The sequence below is a fragment of the Bordetella flabilis genome, assembly GCF_001676725.1.
Lineage (GTDB): Bacteria > Pseudomonadota > Gammaproteobacteria > Burkholderiales > Burkholderiaceae_B > Bordetella_C > Bordetella_C flabilis.
This window is the reverse complement of the sequence record NZ_CP016172.1, coordinates 5,390,279-5,405,628: the sequence shown is the minus strand read 5'-3', so window position 1 is coordinate 5,405,628 and position 15,350 is coordinate 5,390,279. Positions and strand designations below refer to the sequence as shown.

13 protein-coding genes are annotated in these 15,350 nt (G+C 66.0%); 5 read left to right on the top strand and 8 right to left on the bottom strand.

Going from position 1 to position 15,350, the window contains the following annotated elements; all coding sequences use genetic code 11:
• Window positions 1–66: 66 nt before the first annotated feature.
• From trpC to rpe, 6 genes are all read right to left on the bottom strand, one after another.
• Complete coding sequence (gene trpC, locus BAU07_RS24075) at window positions 67–855, bottom strand: indole-3-glycerol phosphate synthase TrpC (RefSeq protein ID WP_066663467.1); 789 nt, start codon at window positions 853–855, stop codon at window positions 67–69.
• A 1-nt stretch (window position 856) separates the two neighbouring features.
• Window positions 857–1,882 (bottom strand): anthranilate phosphoribosyltransferase, encoded by a 1,026-nt coding sequence (gene trpD, locus BAU07_RS24070; RefSeq protein WP_066663465.1) that lies wholly within the window; start codon window positions 1,880–1,882, stop codon window positions 857–859.
• Between the two features lie 26 nt (window positions 1,883–1,908).
• Window positions 1,909–2,478, bottom strand: coding sequence for an anthranilate synthase component II (locus tag BAU07_RS24065; RefSeq protein WP_084025956.1), 570 nt, complete (start codon window positions 2,476–2,478; stop codon window positions 1,909–1,911).
• A gap of 94 nt (window positions 2,479–2,572) precedes the next feature.
• On the bottom strand, window positions 2,573–4,093 hold the full coding sequence (gene trpE, locus BAU07_RS24060; RefSeq protein WP_066663458.1) for an anthranilate synthase component I: 1,521 nt from the start codon (window positions 4,091–4,093) through the stop codon (window positions 2,573–2,575).
• A 259-nt stretch (window positions 4,094–4,352) separates the two neighbouring features.
• The gene (locus BAU07_RS24055) at window positions 4,353–5,069 is read right to left on the bottom strand and encodes a phosphoglycolate phosphatase (RefSeq protein WP_066663455.1); all 717 of its coding nucleotides are present in this window, start codon (window positions 5,067–5,069) and stop codon (window positions 4,353–4,355) included.
• A 73-nt stretch (window positions 5,070–5,142) separates the two neighbouring features.
• Complete coding sequence (gene rpe, locus BAU07_RS24050) at window positions 5,143–5,847, bottom strand: ribulose-phosphate 3-epimerase (protein ID WP_415830444.1); 705 nt, start codon at window positions 5,845–5,847, stop codon at window positions 5,143–5,145.
• Window positions 5,848–5,994: 147 nt separating this feature from the next.
• Here rpe and apaG point away from each other — a divergent pair, with 147 nt between their 5' ends.
• From apaG to BAU07_RS24025, 5 genes are all read left to right on the top strand, one after another.
• Window positions 5,995–6,369, top strand: coding sequence for a Co2+/Mg2+ efflux protein ApaG (gene apaG, locus BAU07_RS24045; protein WP_066663449.1), 375 nt, complete (start codon window positions 5,995–5,997; stop codon window positions 6,367–6,369).
• A gap of 68 nt (window positions 6,370–6,437) precedes the next feature.
• Window positions 6,438–7,745: a murein transglycosylase A gene (gene mltA, locus BAU07_RS24040; RefSeq protein WP_066665688.1), complete on the top strand. Its 1,308-nt coding sequence runs from the start codon at window positions 6,438–6,440 to the stop codon at window positions 7,743–7,745.
• On the top strand, window positions 7,742–8,911 hold the full coding sequence (locus BAU07_RS24035; RefSeq protein WP_066663446.1) for a UbiH/UbiF family hydroxylase: 1,170 nt from the start codon (window positions 7,742–7,744) through the stop codon (window positions 8,909–8,911). Before mltA ends, BAU07_RS24035 begins: the two co-directional genes overlap by 4 nt.
• 85 nt (window positions 8,912–8,996) lie before the next feature.
• Window positions 8,997–9,917 (top strand): DsbC family protein, encoded by a 921-nt coding sequence (locus tag BAU07_RS24030; RefSeq protein ID WP_066663444.1) that lies wholly within the window; start codon window positions 8,997–8,999, stop codon window positions 9,915–9,917.
• 47 nt (window positions 9,918–9,964) lie between these two features.
• Entirely contained in the window at window positions 9,965–10,918 is a 954-nt protein-coding gene (locus BAU07_RS24025; RefSeq protein WP_066663441.1) for a D-2-hydroxyacid dehydrogenase family protein, read from the top strand.
• 18 nt (window positions 10,919–10,936) lie between these two features.
• Here BAU07_RS24025 and mdoH read toward each other — a convergent pair whose 3' ends face one another.
• Both mdoH and BAU07_RS24015 read right to left on the bottom strand, forming a co-directional pair.
• On the bottom strand, window positions 10,937–13,459 hold the full coding sequence (gene mdoH, locus BAU07_RS24020; RefSeq protein WP_066663438.1) for a glucans biosynthesis glucosyltransferase MdoH: 2,523 nt from the start codon (window positions 13,457–13,459) through the stop codon (window positions 10,937–10,939).
• The gene (locus tag BAU07_RS24015) at window positions 13,440–14,951 is read right to left on the bottom strand and encodes a glucan biosynthesis protein G (protein WP_066665687.1); all 1,512 of its coding nucleotides are present in this window, start codon (window positions 14,949–14,951) and stop codon (window positions 13,440–13,442) included. The genes mdoH and BAU07_RS24015 overlap by 20 nt, the downstream gene beginning before the upstream one ends.
• Between the last annotated feature and the right edge of the window lie 399 nt (window positions 14,952–15,350).

Here is a 15,350-nt window from a genome sequence, read left to right as displayed (position 1 = left end):
GCCGGAGCGCGGCGCATGCCCGCAAGCCCGCCTGCGCCGCGGCAACGCGCACGGACCGCCAAAGCGCTATGCGATCAGGCGCGCCAGTTCGGCGCCGGGATCCGAGGCTCGCATGAAGGCTTCGCCGACCAGGAATGCATCCACCTTGCGTTCGCGCATCATGCGTATATCTTCCTCCCGCAGGATGCCGCTTTCGGTGACGACGCGCCGGCCCGGCGGCACCCGGGGCAACAGATCGAGGGTGGTCTGCAAGGTGGTCTCGAAGGTGCGCAGGTTGCGATTGTTGATGCCGATGAGCGGCGTACGCAATTGCAGGGCGACGTCCAGCTCGTCGGCATCATGGACTTCGACCAGCACGTCCATGCCCAGGTCCATCGCGCAGGCTTCGAGTTCCTTCAACTGCCCCGGGGAGAGGGCCGCCGCGATCAGCAGCACGCAGTCCGCCCCCAGGGCGCGCGAGAAGACCACCTGGTAGGGGTCGATGATGAAGTCCTTGCGCAGCACGGGCAAGGGGCACGCCGCCCGCGCCTGGCGCAGGTGATCGTGCGAACCCTGGAAGAACTGCACGTCGGTCAGTACCGACAGGCAGGCCGCGCCGTGCGCCGCGTACGACGCCGCGATTTCCGCGGGACTGAAGTTTTCCCGCAGCACGCCGCGCGAGGGGGATGCTTTTTTGATTTCCGCGATGACGCCGGGCTTGCCCGCCGCGATCTTGTCTTCGATCGCCTGGGCGAAACCGCGTACGTCCTGGCGGGCCTTGGCTTCGCGCAGGAGCTCGGCTTCGCTGCGCATCTGGCGCGCCGTGGTGACTTCCTCGGCCTTGACGGCGAGAATCTTCGCAAGAATGTCGTTCATCTCAAAACTTCCGGGTGTAAGCGCAAAATTGTTCCAACTTGCCGCGTGCGGCGCCGTTAGCAATCGTTTCAACCGCCAACTTCAAACCCGCGTCGATGGACGGAGCCACATTACCCGCATAGATGGCCAATCCGGCGTTCAGCGCGACGATATCGCGCGCCGGTCCCGGCTTGTTGTTCAGCGCTTCCAGGATGAGGTCGCGCGATTCTTCCCGATTGGACACCTTGATGCCGCGGTTGGACATCATGGATAGCCCGTAGTCCTCCGGGTGGATCTCGTATTCCAGCACTTCGCCGTCCTTCAGTTCGCCGATGAGCGTGGCGGCGCCGAGCGAGGCCTCGTCCATGCCGTCCTTGCCATGCACCACCAGTACGTGTTTCGAACCGAGCCGCTGCAGCACGCGCACCTGTATGCCGACCAGGTCGGGATGGAACACCCCCATCAACTGGTTGAGCGCGCCCGCGGGATTGGTGAGAGGCCCCAGTATGTTGAAAATGGTGCGCACCCCCATCTCCTTGCGGACGGCGGCCACATTTTTCATGGCGCCATGATGGGCAGGCGCGAACATGAAGCCGATGCCGGTGGTGGCGATGCAATCGGCCACATGCTCGGGGCTCAGTTGCACGTTGGCGCCCAGCGCTTCGAGCACATCCGCGCTGCCCGAGGACGACGAGGCGCTGCGGTTGCCGTGCTTGGCGATTTTCACCTCGGCGGCGGCGGCCACGAACATGGCTGCGGTGGAGATATTGAAGGTATGGCTGCCGTCGCCGCCGGTGCCGCACATATCGAGCAACTGCTCCGGGTACGATGTCCGCACCGGCGTGGCGAACTCGCGCATGACCTGGGCGGCCGCGGTGATTTCGCCGACGGTCTCCTTTTTCACGCGCAGGCCCATGAGCAACGCCGTGGCGATCTGCGGCGACATCTCGCCGCGCATGAGCATGCGCATCAGATGCAGCATCTCGTCATGGAAGATCTCGCGGTGCTCGATGCAGCGGGTCAGCGCTTCGGTCGGCGATATGGTCATGATGGGATCCCTCCGGTGTGGTCTCTTTATCGGATGTTGAGGAAGTTGCGCATCAAGGCATGCCCGTGCTCGCTCAGGACCGATTCGGGGTGGAACTGTACCCCGTAAATCGGCAGCGTTTTGTGACGCACTCCCATAATGTCTCCGTCTTCTGCGGTCGCCGTGGCCTCCAGGCAGTCCGGCAGCGTGGCCGGGTCGATGGTCAGGGAGTTGTAGCGGATAACGGTATAGGGACTGGGCAGTCCCGTAAAGATATCGCCGCCCCTGTGTTCGATGCGCACCGTCTTGCCATGCATGATGCGGGGTGCCCGCACGATATCGCCGCCGAAGGCCGCGCCGATGGCCTGGTGTCCCAGGCAGACGCCCAGGATAGGCACTTTGCCGCCGAACTCGCGTATGACCGGGACGGAAATGCCGGCCTCGGCCGGCGAGCACGGACCGGGCGATACGCAGATGCGGTCCGGCTTCATGGCGGCGATTTCCTCCAGCGTGATCTGGTCGTTGCGCGCGACACGCACGTCTTCGCCCAGTTCGCCGAAATACTGCACCAGGTTGTAGGTGAAGGAATCGTAGTTGTCGATCATCAAGAGACTCATGGCTCTTACCCTCGTTGCTTGGCTCGTTGGACGTCCGCGGCGCTGTGCCGGTGAGGCCGGGCGGACGGGCTTGCGTATGGGATGGCGGGCTGCCCTAGATGGGCTGGTCCAGGCCGTTCTGCACCTGTTCCGCGGCGCGCAATACCGCGCGCGCCTTGGCTTCGGTTTCGGCCCATTCGGCTTCGGGGTTGGAGTCGGCGACGATGCCGGCCGCGGCCTGGACATACAGCGTACCGTCCTTGATTACGCCGGTGCGGATGGCGATGGCCACGTCCATCTCGCCGCCGTAGCTCAGGTATCCCGCGGCCCCTCCATAGATGCCGCGGCGCACGGGTTCCAGTTCGTCGATGATTTCCATGGCGCGCACCTTGGGCGCGCCGGTCAGGGTGCCCGCGGGGAAGGCGGCGCGCAGCACGTCCATGCTGGTCATGTTGGGATCCAGGTCTCCGGCGACATTGGAAACCAGGTGCATGACGTGCGAATAGCGTTCGATGGCCATCGTGTCGGTCACCTTCACCGACCCGGTCTCCGCCACCCGGCCCACATCGTTGCGCGCCAGGTCTATCAACATGACGTGTTCGGCGATTTCCTTGGGGTCGGCACGCAGTTCCTCGGCGAGCGCGGCATCTTCTTCCGGCGTGCCGCCCCGCTTGCGCGTGCCGGCCAGCGGCCGGATGGTGATCCGCGACTTGGCCTCGCCGTTTTCGACCACGCGTTCCTGGCGCACCAGGATTTCCGGGGAGGAACCGACGACGTGGAAGTCGCCGAAATTCCAGAAGTACATGTAGGGAGAGGGGTTCAGCGAGCGCAGCGCGCGGTACAGCGACAGCGGTGAGTCGCGGAAGGGCTTGGCGATGACCTGCCCCACCTGGACCTGCATGAGGTCGCCCGCGGCAATATATTCCTTGGCGCGCAGCACCGCGGCAAGGTAGTCCGCTTTTTTGAAATCACGCCGCTCCTCGGTCTGCATGCTGGCGTGGCTGTACGGGATGTCGACGGGCTTGCGCAGTTTCTGGCGCAATTCGAGCAGGCGTTGCTGCGCGCGGGCATAGGCTTCCGGCCGGGCCGGATCCGCATAGACCATCAGGTAGATGCGTCCCGCGAGGTTATCGACGATGACCAGCTCGTCCACGTGCAGCAGCATGATGTCCGGCGTGCCCTGTTCCATGCCGGCGGGAAAGGGCTTGACCGCCGGTCCCAGGCGCGGTTCGATGTGGCGCACCGTGTCGTAGCCGAAGTAGCCGGCCAGGCCGCCGGCGAAGCGCGGCATGCCGGGGCGCAAGGCAACCTTGAAACGCGCCTGGTATTGCTCGATGAAAGCCAGCGGATCGCCGTGGTGCGTTTCCACCACCTTGCCGTCGTGCAGGACCTCCGTCACCGTGCCGCGCGCCTGGATCACCGTGCGCGCGGGCAGGCCGATGAAGGAATAACGGCCGAAACGCTCGCCGCCGACAACGGACTCCAGCAGGCAGCTCATGCGCCCGTTTTCCGGCCCGGAATGGGCCAGCTTCAGGTAGATGCCCAGGGGCGTGTCGAGGTCGGCATAGGTGTCCGCGATCAGCGGTATGCGGTTGTAGCCTTGGCTGGCCAGTGCCTTGAATTCGAGTTCTGTCATGTCGGTCTCGCTTTTCGGGATATTGCGGAGCCGGGCATGAAGCAAAAAGCCCGGCCAGTTGTCTGGTTCCGGGCTTGGGGATTTTTACTGCTCTTGGCGCCTGGTCGCGGATGCGCTGGACGCCGGGAAGTGCATTATCGCCACCCGGAAGACAAACGCCACCAGCGCCAGGTGGCGCCGAGCATTTGCGGAAGGATGGGGGCGATCATGATGTGAGGTATTCGGTGTTGACGTTATCGATACGTTGTTGATTGCCTGCTTATTGGCCCATGTCCTGCACGGTGCTGGCGGGAAGGACGCTGCCATCCCGGGCGATCCACTGCGCGGCCTCGACCAAGGTCGCTACTATACCATCGACTTCCAGCGTCCGTACATCGACGCCTTCGTTATATCCATAGGGCACGACCAGCACGCGGGTGCCGGCGTCCCGCCCGGCCTGCGCATCGTTGATCGAATCGCCTATCGTCACCGCGCGCGCGGGCGGTACGCCCAGCAGGGCGCAGGCGTGCAGCACCGGCTGCGGGTCCGGCTTCTTGCGGGCGCAGGTGTCCCCGCATACGGCAGCCTGGAAGAAGCCGGCCAGGCCGGTGCGCTGCAGCAGCGGCAAGGTGAATTCGGTTGGCTTGTTGGTGACCACGGCCAGTTTCAAGCCCATTTGGCGCATGGCCTTCAGGCCGTCCATGACACCGTCGAACACCACGGCCTTGTCGCCGTTCACCAGGTGGTAGTGGCGGTAGAAGGACTCGCGTCCGCGCTCGAAGAGATCGGGATCGAGTTCGCCATGTTCCTGCGATCCCGCCAGCGCGCGCTGAACCAGCCTGTCGACGCCCTTGCCGACGAAGGTGGCGATGACATCCTCCCTGAGCACGTCCATGCCCAGCTCCACCCGCATGCCATTGGCGGCCGTGGCCAGGTCCGGGACCGAGTCCAGCAGCGTGCCATCCAGGTCCAGGAGGGCGGCATAGAAAGAGGTCATGGCGGGATTCCGTGGGTAGCGGGCCGCCCCCGTGCGGCTCGGCGCATTCGACAGGGGGCGCAAGATGGGAGTGTCAGGCGGCCAGGGTGCCGGCCTTCGCGATCTCGTCGCGCATGGCGGCGATGACGGCGGCGTAGTCGGGCTTGCCGAAGATGGCCGAACCGGCCACGAAGGTATCGGCGCCCGCGGCCCGTATCTCCGCGATATTGTCCACCTTGACGCCGCCATCGACTTCCAGCGCGATATGCTGCCCGCCCAGCTGCATCCAGCGATCGATGCGCGCGCGGGCTTCGCGCAGCTTGGTCAGGGCCGAATGCAGGAAGCTCTGCCCGCCGAATCCCGGATTGACCGACATGATAAGCACGACGTCCAGCTTGTCCATCACGTAGTCCATGTGGTTCAAGGGCGTGGCCGGATTGAACACCAGGCCGGCCTTGCAGCCGTGGTCGCGGATCAGCGCCAGCGTGCGGTCGATGTGCCGGGTCGCCTCGGGATGGAAAGAGATGATATTGGCACCCGCCTTGGCGAACTGCGGAACCAGTTCGTCCACGGGTTCCACCATGAGGTGCACATCGATGGGAACGTCGACGTGCGGCCGGATGGCGGCGCATACCATCGGGCCAATGGTCAGGTTCGGCACGTAATGGTTGTCCATGACGTCGAAGTGGATCCAGTCGGCGCCCGCGGCGACCACGCTGCGGACCTCTTCCCCCAGGCGGGCGAAGTCGGCGGAAAGGATGCTGGGCGCGATGCGTGCGGCCGAAGGGGAAGGAGACATGGTGGGCGGCATTCAAGGGATAATGTGCCAATATTGTAGTTTGCCGGAACGCCCATATACCGCCGGCGCGGATTGCGTGGACAGCGTCGCGGCATCCCGCAGTCCGTCCGCCGCCGTTGACCCCGACTTTGAAAGGCCGAAAAGCCAGTGAAACCCTACGACCTCACCGTTGCCGTCGAACCGCGCTACATGCCCGAGCAGTCGGATCCCGCGGAGCAGCAGTACGTTTTCGCCTATACGGTGCGCATCACCAACACCGGGGAGCATCCCGCGCAGGTGATCAGCAGGCACTGGATCATCACCGACGGCAATCAGCGTGTGCAGGAGGTGCGCGGCCTGGGCGTGGTGGGCCAGCAGCCGCTGCTCGCGCCGGGTGAAACCTTCGAGTACACCAGCGGCTGTCCCCTACCCACCCCGGTGGGCACCATGCGCGGCAGCTATCACTGCGTGGGCGAAAACGGCATCCCGTTCGAAGTGCCCATCGCGGAATTCCTGCTCGCCATGCCGCGTACCTTGCACTGACGGCCTGTCCCATGCCGCGCCCCGCGGTGCCGATGTCCCTGTTTTTCCTTTCCTCGATGAAGCATCCATTGTTCCGCTTGTTGCCGCTCGTGTTGTCGGGCGTGGTGTTGGCCGGTTGCGCCACGGTCGAACGGGAAATTCCGCCCGACCAGGCTGGCGCCGCGCCCGGTGCGGGGCCGGCCACGGCCGCCGCCGAGGCGCCGCTCGTGGTCCCGCCGCTGGCCAGCCTGCCTGACACGCCCACCCGTCCCCTGGCGGGCCGCTTCCAGCGGGTCAACTACAGCGATATCCCGCGCTGGACCGATGACGACCTGGCGCAGGTCTGGTCGGCATTCCTGCGCAACTGCAAAGGCCTGATGCGGCCAACCTCGGGCAATCTGGCCTTGCCGGCGCGGGCGACGCCCCGCGCCTGGCAGCCTGTGTGCGCGGCGGCCATCGACCCCGCGCGGCGGCCCGTGGCCACTGACGCGGAGGGCGTGCGGCGCTTCCTGCAGACCTATCTGCAACCGTGGCGCCTGCTCGCGCCCGACGGCAAACCGGCTTCCAATATGGTCACCGGCTACTACGAGCCACTGGTGCGCGGCTCGCGGCAGCAGGGCGGCCTGAACCAGTGGCCGCTGTATATGCCGCCGAACGACCTGCTTACCATCGACCTGGGCGCCATCTATCCGGAGCTCGCCGGCAAGCGTGTGCGCGGCAAGCTGGAGGGCAAACGCGTCGTCCCCTACGACACACGGGCCGAACTGGAGAACCCGGCGCGCCGCCCGCCGGTGCTGGTCTACGTCGACGACCCCGTCGAAAACTTCTTCCTGCAGGTCCAGGGTTCCGGCCGGGTGCTCCTGACGGAGGGTCCTGATGCCGGCAAGACCATACGCGTGGCGTATGCCGACCACAATGGCCAGCCCTATGTCTCCATCGGGCGCTGGCTGATCGACAAGGGCGAGCTGACCGCCGACCAGGCCTCCATGCAGGGCATACGGGCCTGGGCGCAACGCAACCCGCAGCGGGTGCGCGAAATGCTGAACGCCAACCCGGCTGTCGTCTTCTTCAAGGAGGAAACCGTGACCGATGTCGAGGCGGGCCCGCGCGGCGCCTATGGGCTGCCCCTGACGGCGCGCCGTTCGATCGCCGTCGACGCCTCCTTCGTGCCGCTCGGGACGCCGGTCTTCCTGGATACCGCCTGGCCCGCTTCGGACCGTCCGTTCGACCGGCTGATGTTCGCGCAGGATACCGGGGCCGCCATCCGCGGCGCCGCGCGCGCCGACGTCTACTGGGGCTTCGGCGAGGCGGCCGGGCAGATGGCCGGCCGCATGAAGCAGCGCGGCCAGATGTGGGTGCTATGGCCCAAGCAGGCCGGGGAGCCGAGCGCGCGATGACACAGCAGATCATCGTCTGCGGCGCCGGCATCGTGGGGCTGGCGACGGCGCTGGCACTGGCGCGCAGGCGCCAGGCCGTGACCGTGCTGGCGCCTGCCGCCAGGGTGCCGCCCGCGCCTGCGGCGCACTACCACCCACGCGTTTATGCCTTGTCGCCTGCCAGCCAGCGCTTCCTGGCGTCCCTGGGCATCTGGGACGCGCTGCCGGCGTCCCGGCTCACCCCGGTCGACGCCATGGAGATCCACGGCGACGCGGACGGCAGCGTGACGCTGGACGCCTGGCAGGCGGCTCAGCCGCACCTGGCATGGATCGTCGAGGCCGCCGAAATAGAACGCGTGCTGGCGCAGGCCGTGCGCCTGTCCGGCATTCCCTGGGTAGAGGACCGCTGCGTCGGTTATCAGCGTGGCGTGATCCTGACCGAAAACGGCGCGCAACTCCGGGCCGAGCTCGCCATTGGCGCCGACGGCGCTGCGTCGCCGCTGCGCGCCGCAGCGGGCCTGGCCCAGCAGTCCGTTCCCTACGACGCAGTGGGACTGGTCACGCATCTGGACGCCGGCCTGGCCCACCATGGCCGTGCGCTGCAATGGTTTCGCGACGACGGCGTGCTGGCCTTGCTGCCCCTGCCCGATACCGCGCGCGGTCCTCAGGTTTCCATGGTCTGGTCGGCGCCCGCGGACCTCGCCAGGAGCCTGCTTGCGCTGCCGGCCGACGAGCAGGCCGAACGCGTGCAGACCTTCCTGTCCCTGGCGACACACGGCCGCCTGGGCGAGCTGCGCATGAATATCGGCCTGCATGGGTTTCCGCTGTTTCACGAGCATGCCCAGATGGTGGCCCAGGGCGTGGCGCTGGCCGGCGATGCCGCCCACCGGGTCCATCCCTTGGCCGGTCAGGGCCTGAACCTGGGCCTGGGCGACGCCGAAGCCCTGGCTACAATCGTCGCCCAGCGCGAACCTTACCGGGGCGCCGGCGATCTTCCGGTGCTGCGTCGCTATCAACGCGCCCGCGCGGAGCCGGTGCTGGCCATGCGACTGGTCACGGACGGCCTGCACCGCCTGTTTGCCAGCCGTTCGGCGCCGGCGGCGTGGCTGCGCAACGCCGGCATGCGCGGCGTGGACGCCTTGCCCTTGTTGAAACGCATATTGATCCAGCAGGCCTCCGGCGGGTGAACCGTCCGGAAGTATCGCAGTCCAAGCCTTACCCGCTTGGCGCCCCTGGCGTCCAGGGGCCCCGGCAAAGATCCAGGAGTCGTTCATGAACATCCGCGCATGGCTTTTCGCTGCCGGTGTCGTCTTCAGCGCCGCGATGGCGCCCGCGGTCCATGCCGCGGACAAGTCCGTGTCCAGCCAGTCTGCCGGCCAGCCGGCGCCGGGCCAGACCGTGACCAGCACCTCGGGCGCCGGCCCTTCAGCCAAGGTCACCAGCACCGCGGGCCCAAATCCCGGCGAGAAAGTGACCAGCACGGCCGGACCCAGTCCCGGTGAAACAGTCACCAGCACGGCCACCGGCCAGGGGCCGGGCAGCACCAGCCCGGACCAGGTCGCCGACCTGTTCAGGCAGCGGTTTCCTGACCTGGCCATCACCGCGGTGCGGCGCACGCCTTACGGGTTGTTCGAAGTGCAGGTCGGCATGGACCTGATCTACACCGACGACAAGGTGGGCTGGGTGATGGAAGGTCCGCTCATCGATGCCACCACGCGGCGCGACGTCACGCGCGCGCGGCAGGAACAGCTCGGCGCGGTCGCCTTCGATCAATTGCCCCTGAATCTCGCCGTCAAGCGCGTGACCGGCGACGGTTCGCGGGTCGTGGCCATCTTCGAAGACCCGAACTGCGGTTACTGCAAGCAGTTGCGCCACACCCTCGAGGACGTACCCAACCTGACGGTATATACCTTCATCTATCCCATCCTGGCGCCCGATTCCCGCGTCAAGGCCCGCGATATATGGTGCTCGAAGCAGCCCGGCGTGGCGTGGGACGACTGGATGGTACGCGGCAAGCTGCCGCCCACTGCCAATTGCGACGCGCCCATCGACCAGGTGCTGGCGCTGGGCCAGCGGCTGATGGTGCGCGGGACACCGACCCTGTTCTTCGCCGACGGGACACGGGTCAGCGGCGCCATGCCGCTGGATGAACTGCTCGCGCACCTGGACAAGAACAAGCAGAAGGGCAGCTGACCGGGCAAGCCGCCTCGTACTCCCATCCATTCCTTCAGGAGAAGGTATTGAAGATCGCCATTCTTGACGACTATCACGGCGTGGCCAACGACTACGCCGACTGGGCCACGCTGGGCCCGCAGGCGAGCGTGCACGTGTTTCGCGACTATTTGCCGGAGGGCCCGCAGCGCGTGGCCGCCCTGCAACCGTTCGATGTCATCGTGATGATGCGCGAACGCACGCCTTTTCCGGCGGAGCTCATCAATGCGCTGCCCGCGCTGCGGCTGCTGGTCACAACGGGATTGCGTAACAACGCCATCGACCTGCCCGCCTGCAAGGCGCGCGGCATTGTGGTGTGTGGCGCGCCCGGGGCGGCCGACGCCGTCAACGCCACCGCGGAATTGAGCTGGGCCCTGATCCTCGGACTGTTCAAGAACCTGTGCGTGGAAGACGCCAATATGCGCCGTGGCCAGTGGCAGACGGGCATGCCCTTGCCGCTCAAGGGCAAGCGGCTGGGCGTGGTGGGGCTGGGCAAGCTCGGGAGTGCCGTCGCGGCGGTAGGTCGCGCCTTCGACATGGATGTCGTCGCATGGAGTCCCAACCTGACGGCCGAGCGCGCCGAGCAGGGCGGGGCGCGCTACGTCGACAAGCAGGACCTGTTCGCCACGTCCGATGTGATAAGCGTGCATCTGATCCTGTCGGCATCCACGCGCAATGTGGTCGATGCAGCGAGCATCGCCACCATGAAACCCACGGCCTTTCTGGTGAACACGTCGCGCGCCGGCCTGGTCGACCAAGCCGCCCTGATGGATGCCCTGCGCAACAAGCGCATCGGCGGCGCGGGGCTGGATGTTTTCCCGGTGGAGCCGCTGCCCGCGGACGATCCGGTACGTCGCCTGGAAAATGTCGTGCTGACACCCCACCTGGGTTACGTCAGCGCCGACAACTTCAAGGCTTTCTATGCCAATGCGGTCGAGGCCATCCAGGCCTGGGCGGCCGGCACGCCGATACGCACGCTGTAAACCGGCGCGAGGCCGAAGCTACAAGGCCACTTGTGCTTCGGCCTCGATTTCCTGGGCGCTCGGGCGCACCGTCCGCTCGCGCAGCGACACCGCATGGTCCTCGCGGCTGCGCCACATGGCCCCATGGACTCGGCTCAATACGACCGGATCGTCCAGCAGCTTGATTTTCTGCGCTTCGCCCAGTGCGTCCAGGCCATACTCCATGGCGCGTTCCACCTGCCCCTGCCGCTGCGCCTCGTTCAGCCCATTGGGCCGGTGACGCCCCGTCGCGACAGCGCAGGCCAGCGCGTTCACGGCCGGGTCAATGACCGCATCCTCGAAGGCGGGGACGTGGGGGACGCTGCGGTTCTGCGCCGTATAGCGCCGCGTCGCCAGCAGTTCCGCGGGCGGCTGGGTTTCCTCCGGGATGCGGAACAGCCGGGCCAGGTAGGCACGCCGACCGAGGTCGACGCGGCTGGAGTACACCGACAGCGGAATGATCAGCAGCAGCGCGGCCAATATCGGCGTCATCCAGAAAAGGAAGACGGGATTCAGCCATGCGACCAGAGCGGCCCAGCATAATCCCAGCAGCGTCTGGGAGCCGTGCCGCCTGAAGGCATCGCCCCAGGTCGTCTCGTTGTTGTCGCGCGCGGGCGATATCCATTTCGCCGACAGCCCGAGAAAGGCGGCCACCACGAAACGTGTGTGGAATAGCATGCGCACCGGTGCCAGCAGCATGGAAAACAGCACTTCCTGCAGCATGCTGGACAGGGCACGCCGGCGTCCGCCAAACAGGCGCGCGCCACGGGCCCATACCAGCAGGACGCCCAGGACCTTCGGCAGGAACAGCAGTACGGCGGTCGTCGAGAACAGCGCGATGGCCTTGTCGGGATGCCATTGCGGCCAGATGGGGAACAACTGCCTGGGCTCGATGAAGTACTGCGGCTCGGTCAGCGTATGGACGGCCAGCAAAGCCGTAGACAGCAGGAGGAACAGGAACCAGAGCGGCGCCGACAGATAGGACATCACGCCGGTCAGGAAGACCGCGCGGTGCACCGGATGAAAGCCGCGGATGAAAAACAGGCGGAAGTTCATCAGGTTGCCATGGCACCATCGCTGGTCGCGCTGCAGCTCCTCCAGGAGGTTCGGGGGCAATTCCTCGTAGCTGCCCGGAAGATCGTAGGCGATCCACACGCCCCAGCCCGCTCGCCGCATCAGTGCGGCTTCCACGAAGTCATGCGACAGGATGGCGCCCGCGAAAGAGCCCTTGCCGGGCAAGGGCGCAAGCACGCAATGCCGCATGAAGGGCGCCAGCCGGATGATGGCGTTGTGCCCCCAGTAGTGCGATTCGCCCAGTTGCCAGTAGTGCATGCCGGCGGTGAACAGCGGCCCGTAGACGCGCGTGGCGAACTGCTGGATGCGGGCGTACAGGCTGTCCATGCCGCTGGCCTGGGGGGCGCTCTGGATAATGCCGGCGTCGGGGCTGGCTTCCATCAGTTGCACCAGACGCTTCAGGCATTCGCCGGTCATCACGCTGTCGGCGTCCAGCACCACCATATAGCGGTAATTGGCACCCCAGCGGCGGCAGAAGTCGTCGATATTGCCGCTTTTGCGCTTCACGCGGCGGCGGCGCCGGCGATAGAAAATGCGCCCGAAGCCTTTCACCGCCTTGCACAGGTCCACCCAGGCACGCTGCTCGGCGACGCAGATATCCGCCTGGTAGCTGTCGCTCAGGACGAAGATATCGAAGCGGTCCAGGACGTCGGTATCCGCCAGCGACTCGTAGGTCGCCCGCAGGCCGGCGAACACGCGCGCCACGTCCTCGTTGCAGATCGGCATGACGATCGCTGTCCGCGCCGAGGGATCGATGGGCGCGTCCGGGGTGCCGCGTGAGGAAATGCTGTAGCGGTCGCGGCCGATCAGCAATTGCAGGAACCCCATCATGGCCGTCCAGAACCCGGCCGATACCCAACAGAACAGCAGCGCGAAGAGAAACAGGATGCCGACTTCCAGGACCTGCTTGCCCTGGTAGGGCAGCACGCCCTTCATATAGTAGGTAGCCACCGCAGTCTGCGCCGCCACCATGATCAACAGCACCAGGCGGCGCCGGCTGCCCGCCAGGCGCCAGCGCGGATCCATGCGCGGTGCGGTGGCGTTGTAGTCTTCGGCGGTGCCCGGCGCCTCGCCGCGCAGCCGGCGCCAGCCCCGCACGAGCGGATTGGTGATCCAGGGCTCCGGCGACATGGGCGTACGGTTCAGCGGCGGGGCCGTGGGCAGGCAGACGCCCGAGTCCGGCGTCTGGCGCGCGCGCGCGACGATGTCCGGATGGTCGTCGTCGGCCGCGCGCAGGCGCGCCAGCCCGGATGCCAGCACGGGATCTTCGGCGGCTTCGTCACCGGACAACGAGCGGTGCATGGCATCCAGCGCGGGCCGGCCTTCCAGCGCCGCCTCGGCGGCGCTGTGGATGGCGGCTTGCTTGGCTTGCGGGGGGAGCGCCAGGCGATCGAGGTAATCCGCGACGGTCTCGGTGCCCGGGACGCTGTTATTTGGCTTCAGGTTCATTCGGAATGCGATAAGTCCAGGTCTCCGACAACGGCGCCTGGCCATTGGTCAGGAAAGCCCGCATTTCCACCGGCTTGGTGGGATCCTTGACATTGACTCGCAACGTCAGGCGGCGGCCACCCGTGACGGAGTTCGGCCGCACGCTGTTTTCGACGATCTGGCCGTTGCCGTCGACCCACGTATCCGCGGTAATGGTGGCATCCGGCGCGAGCGACTGCAGGGAGGGGCCGACAAAGTCGACGATAAAGGCGATGCTGCCGTCGGCCCGGCGAATCAGGTCGGGGCCTTTGACTTCCTCGCGCGATCGCCGGGTCTGCATGACCCACGCCAGCGGCGTGGTACGGAGCTTGTTGTCGTTCAAGGTCCAGGTCATGCGGTAATCCGCGTCCAGCGGTTCGCCGCGGGCCGGTTGTTTCTCCGGAACCCAGAACGCGACGATGTTGTCGTTCGTTTCATCTTTTGTGGGGATTTCGACCAGCTGGACACTGCCCTTGCCCCAATTCCCCTGCGGTTCGACCCACACGCTGGGGCGCTTTTCGTAGTGATCGTCCAGGTCCTCGTAGCGGCTGAAATCGCGTCCGCGCTGCAGCAGGCCAAAGCCCTTGGGGTTCTCCACGCTGAAGGCGCTGACGGCCAGGCGGCGCGGATTGACCAGCGGACGCCATAGCCATTCATCGCTGCCGGTATGGATCGCCAGGCCATCGGAATCGTGCATTTCCGGGCGGTAGTTGGGCACGGGAGAGGGCTGATTGGAGCCGTACAGGAACATGCTGGTCAGCGGCGCGATCCCCAGCCGGCCTACCTGGTCGCGCAGGAAAATGCGGGCCTTGACGTCGACCACGGTATTGTCGTCGGTGGGCTTGAGTACGAAGCGGTAGGCGCCGGTGGCACGCGGCGAATCGAGCAGCGCATAAATCGTCAGCGTGGAATCTTCGGGCGCCGGACGGGCGATCCAGTATTCCCGGAAACGCGGGAATTCCTCTCCGGAGGGTAGTGCGGTATCGATGGCCAGCCCGCGCGCCGATATACCGTAAGTCTGCCCCTTGCCGATCACGCGGAAATAACTGGCGCCCAGGAAGGAGGCCAGTTCATCGTCTTTCTTGTCCTTCTTGTTGACCGGATAAAGCACGCGGAAACCCGCGAACCCGAGGTTCTTCAGCGCGGCCGGATCCAGCTTCAAGTTGCCATAATCGAAGTCGTCCGGATTGAACTTGATCTCGTGCACGCCGGCGGCATCGATCTCGTTGATCCTGACCGGCGCATTGAAATGCATGCCCTGGTGATAAAAACTCAGCGTGAATTTGGTCCCGGCGTTGAGCCAATGCAGGTGGTCGTTCTTGAAGCGTACCTGCTGGTATCCCGCGAATTTCAGCTCCTGAAGGGAGTCCGGCAAATTCGGTTCAGGTGCCTTATAGCTCTGGTCCGCCAGTTCGCGGGCCTGCTTCATGACATCGAAAAAAGAGAAAGCGTGGGCGGATTGGCCAATGCCCATGCCGACGAACGCAAGCGTCGACACACAGAGGGCAGACAATACGCCGGCGAGCCGGCGGGAAGAATTCGCGAACACGTGAGCTTGCCTCTAACTCCGAAGGGTGGGGCGGAAATGCGATTGACAGCGCGATTTTTGCACAATGTCCTATTCGATAGGGCTGGGGTGCCGTTAAACGTGAAATAATTTTTTGCGGCGCACTAGGGCTTCCGGCCGAGGCGAGGCGCGTTGCCGGCGCCTCCGGCGCGCGTCATCTACATGAATCGGTAGAAAGGCGAAGACCTTGCCGGTCCTCGCGTCCGCCCGCGTCGTGGGGGGGCGGGATACCGGTACAGGGCGGGAACGCGCTCCAGCGTGCTGCCCTGTCCGGAACGGCCGGCGGCCCGCGCGGCTGCGGGACGG

What these genes read in the sequence shown, in the direction of transcription:
- trpC (WP_066663467.1), bottom strand. Translation starts at nt 855, where the DNA reads ATGAACGACATTCTTGCGAAGATTCTCGCCGTCAAGGCCGAGGAAGTC.
- trpD (WP_066663465.1), bottom strand. Translation starts at nt 1,882, where the DNA reads ATGACCATATCGCCGACCGAAGCGCTGACCCGCTGCATCGAGCACCGC.
- BAU07_RS24065 (WP_084025956.1), bottom strand. Translation starts at nt 2,478, where the DNA reads ATGAGTCTCTTGATGATCGACAACTACGATTCCTTCACCTACAACCTG.
- trpE (WP_066663458.1), bottom strand. Translation starts at nt 4,093, where the DNA reads ATGACAGAACTCGAATTCAAGGCACTGGCCAGCCAAGGCTACAACCGC.
- BAU07_RS24055 (WP_066663455.1), bottom strand. Translation starts at nt 5,069, where the DNA reads ATGACCTCTTTCTATGCCGCCCTCCTGGACCTGGATGGCACGCTGCTG.
- rpe (WP_415830444.1), bottom strand. Translation starts at nt 5,847, where the DNA reads ATGTCTCCTTCCCCTTCGGCCGCACGCATCGCGCCCAGCATCCTTTCC.
- BAU07_RS24035 (WP_066663446.1), top strand. Translation starts at nt 7,742, where the DNA reads ATGACACAGCAGATCATCGTCTGCGGCGCCGGCATCGTGGGGCTGGCG.
- BAU07_RS24030 (WP_066663444.1), top strand. Translation starts at nt 8,997, where the DNA reads ATGAACATCCGCGCATGGCTTTTCGCTGCCGGTGTCGTCTTCAGCGCC.
- mdoH (WP_066663438.1), bottom strand. Translation starts at nt 13,459, where the DNA reads ATGAACCTGAAGCCAAATAACAGCGTCCCGGGCACCGAGACCGTCGCG.
- BAU07_RS24015 (WP_066665687.1), bottom strand. Translation starts at nt 14,951, where the DNA reads ATGGGCATTGGCCAATCCGCCCACGCTTTCTCTTTTTTCGATGTCATG.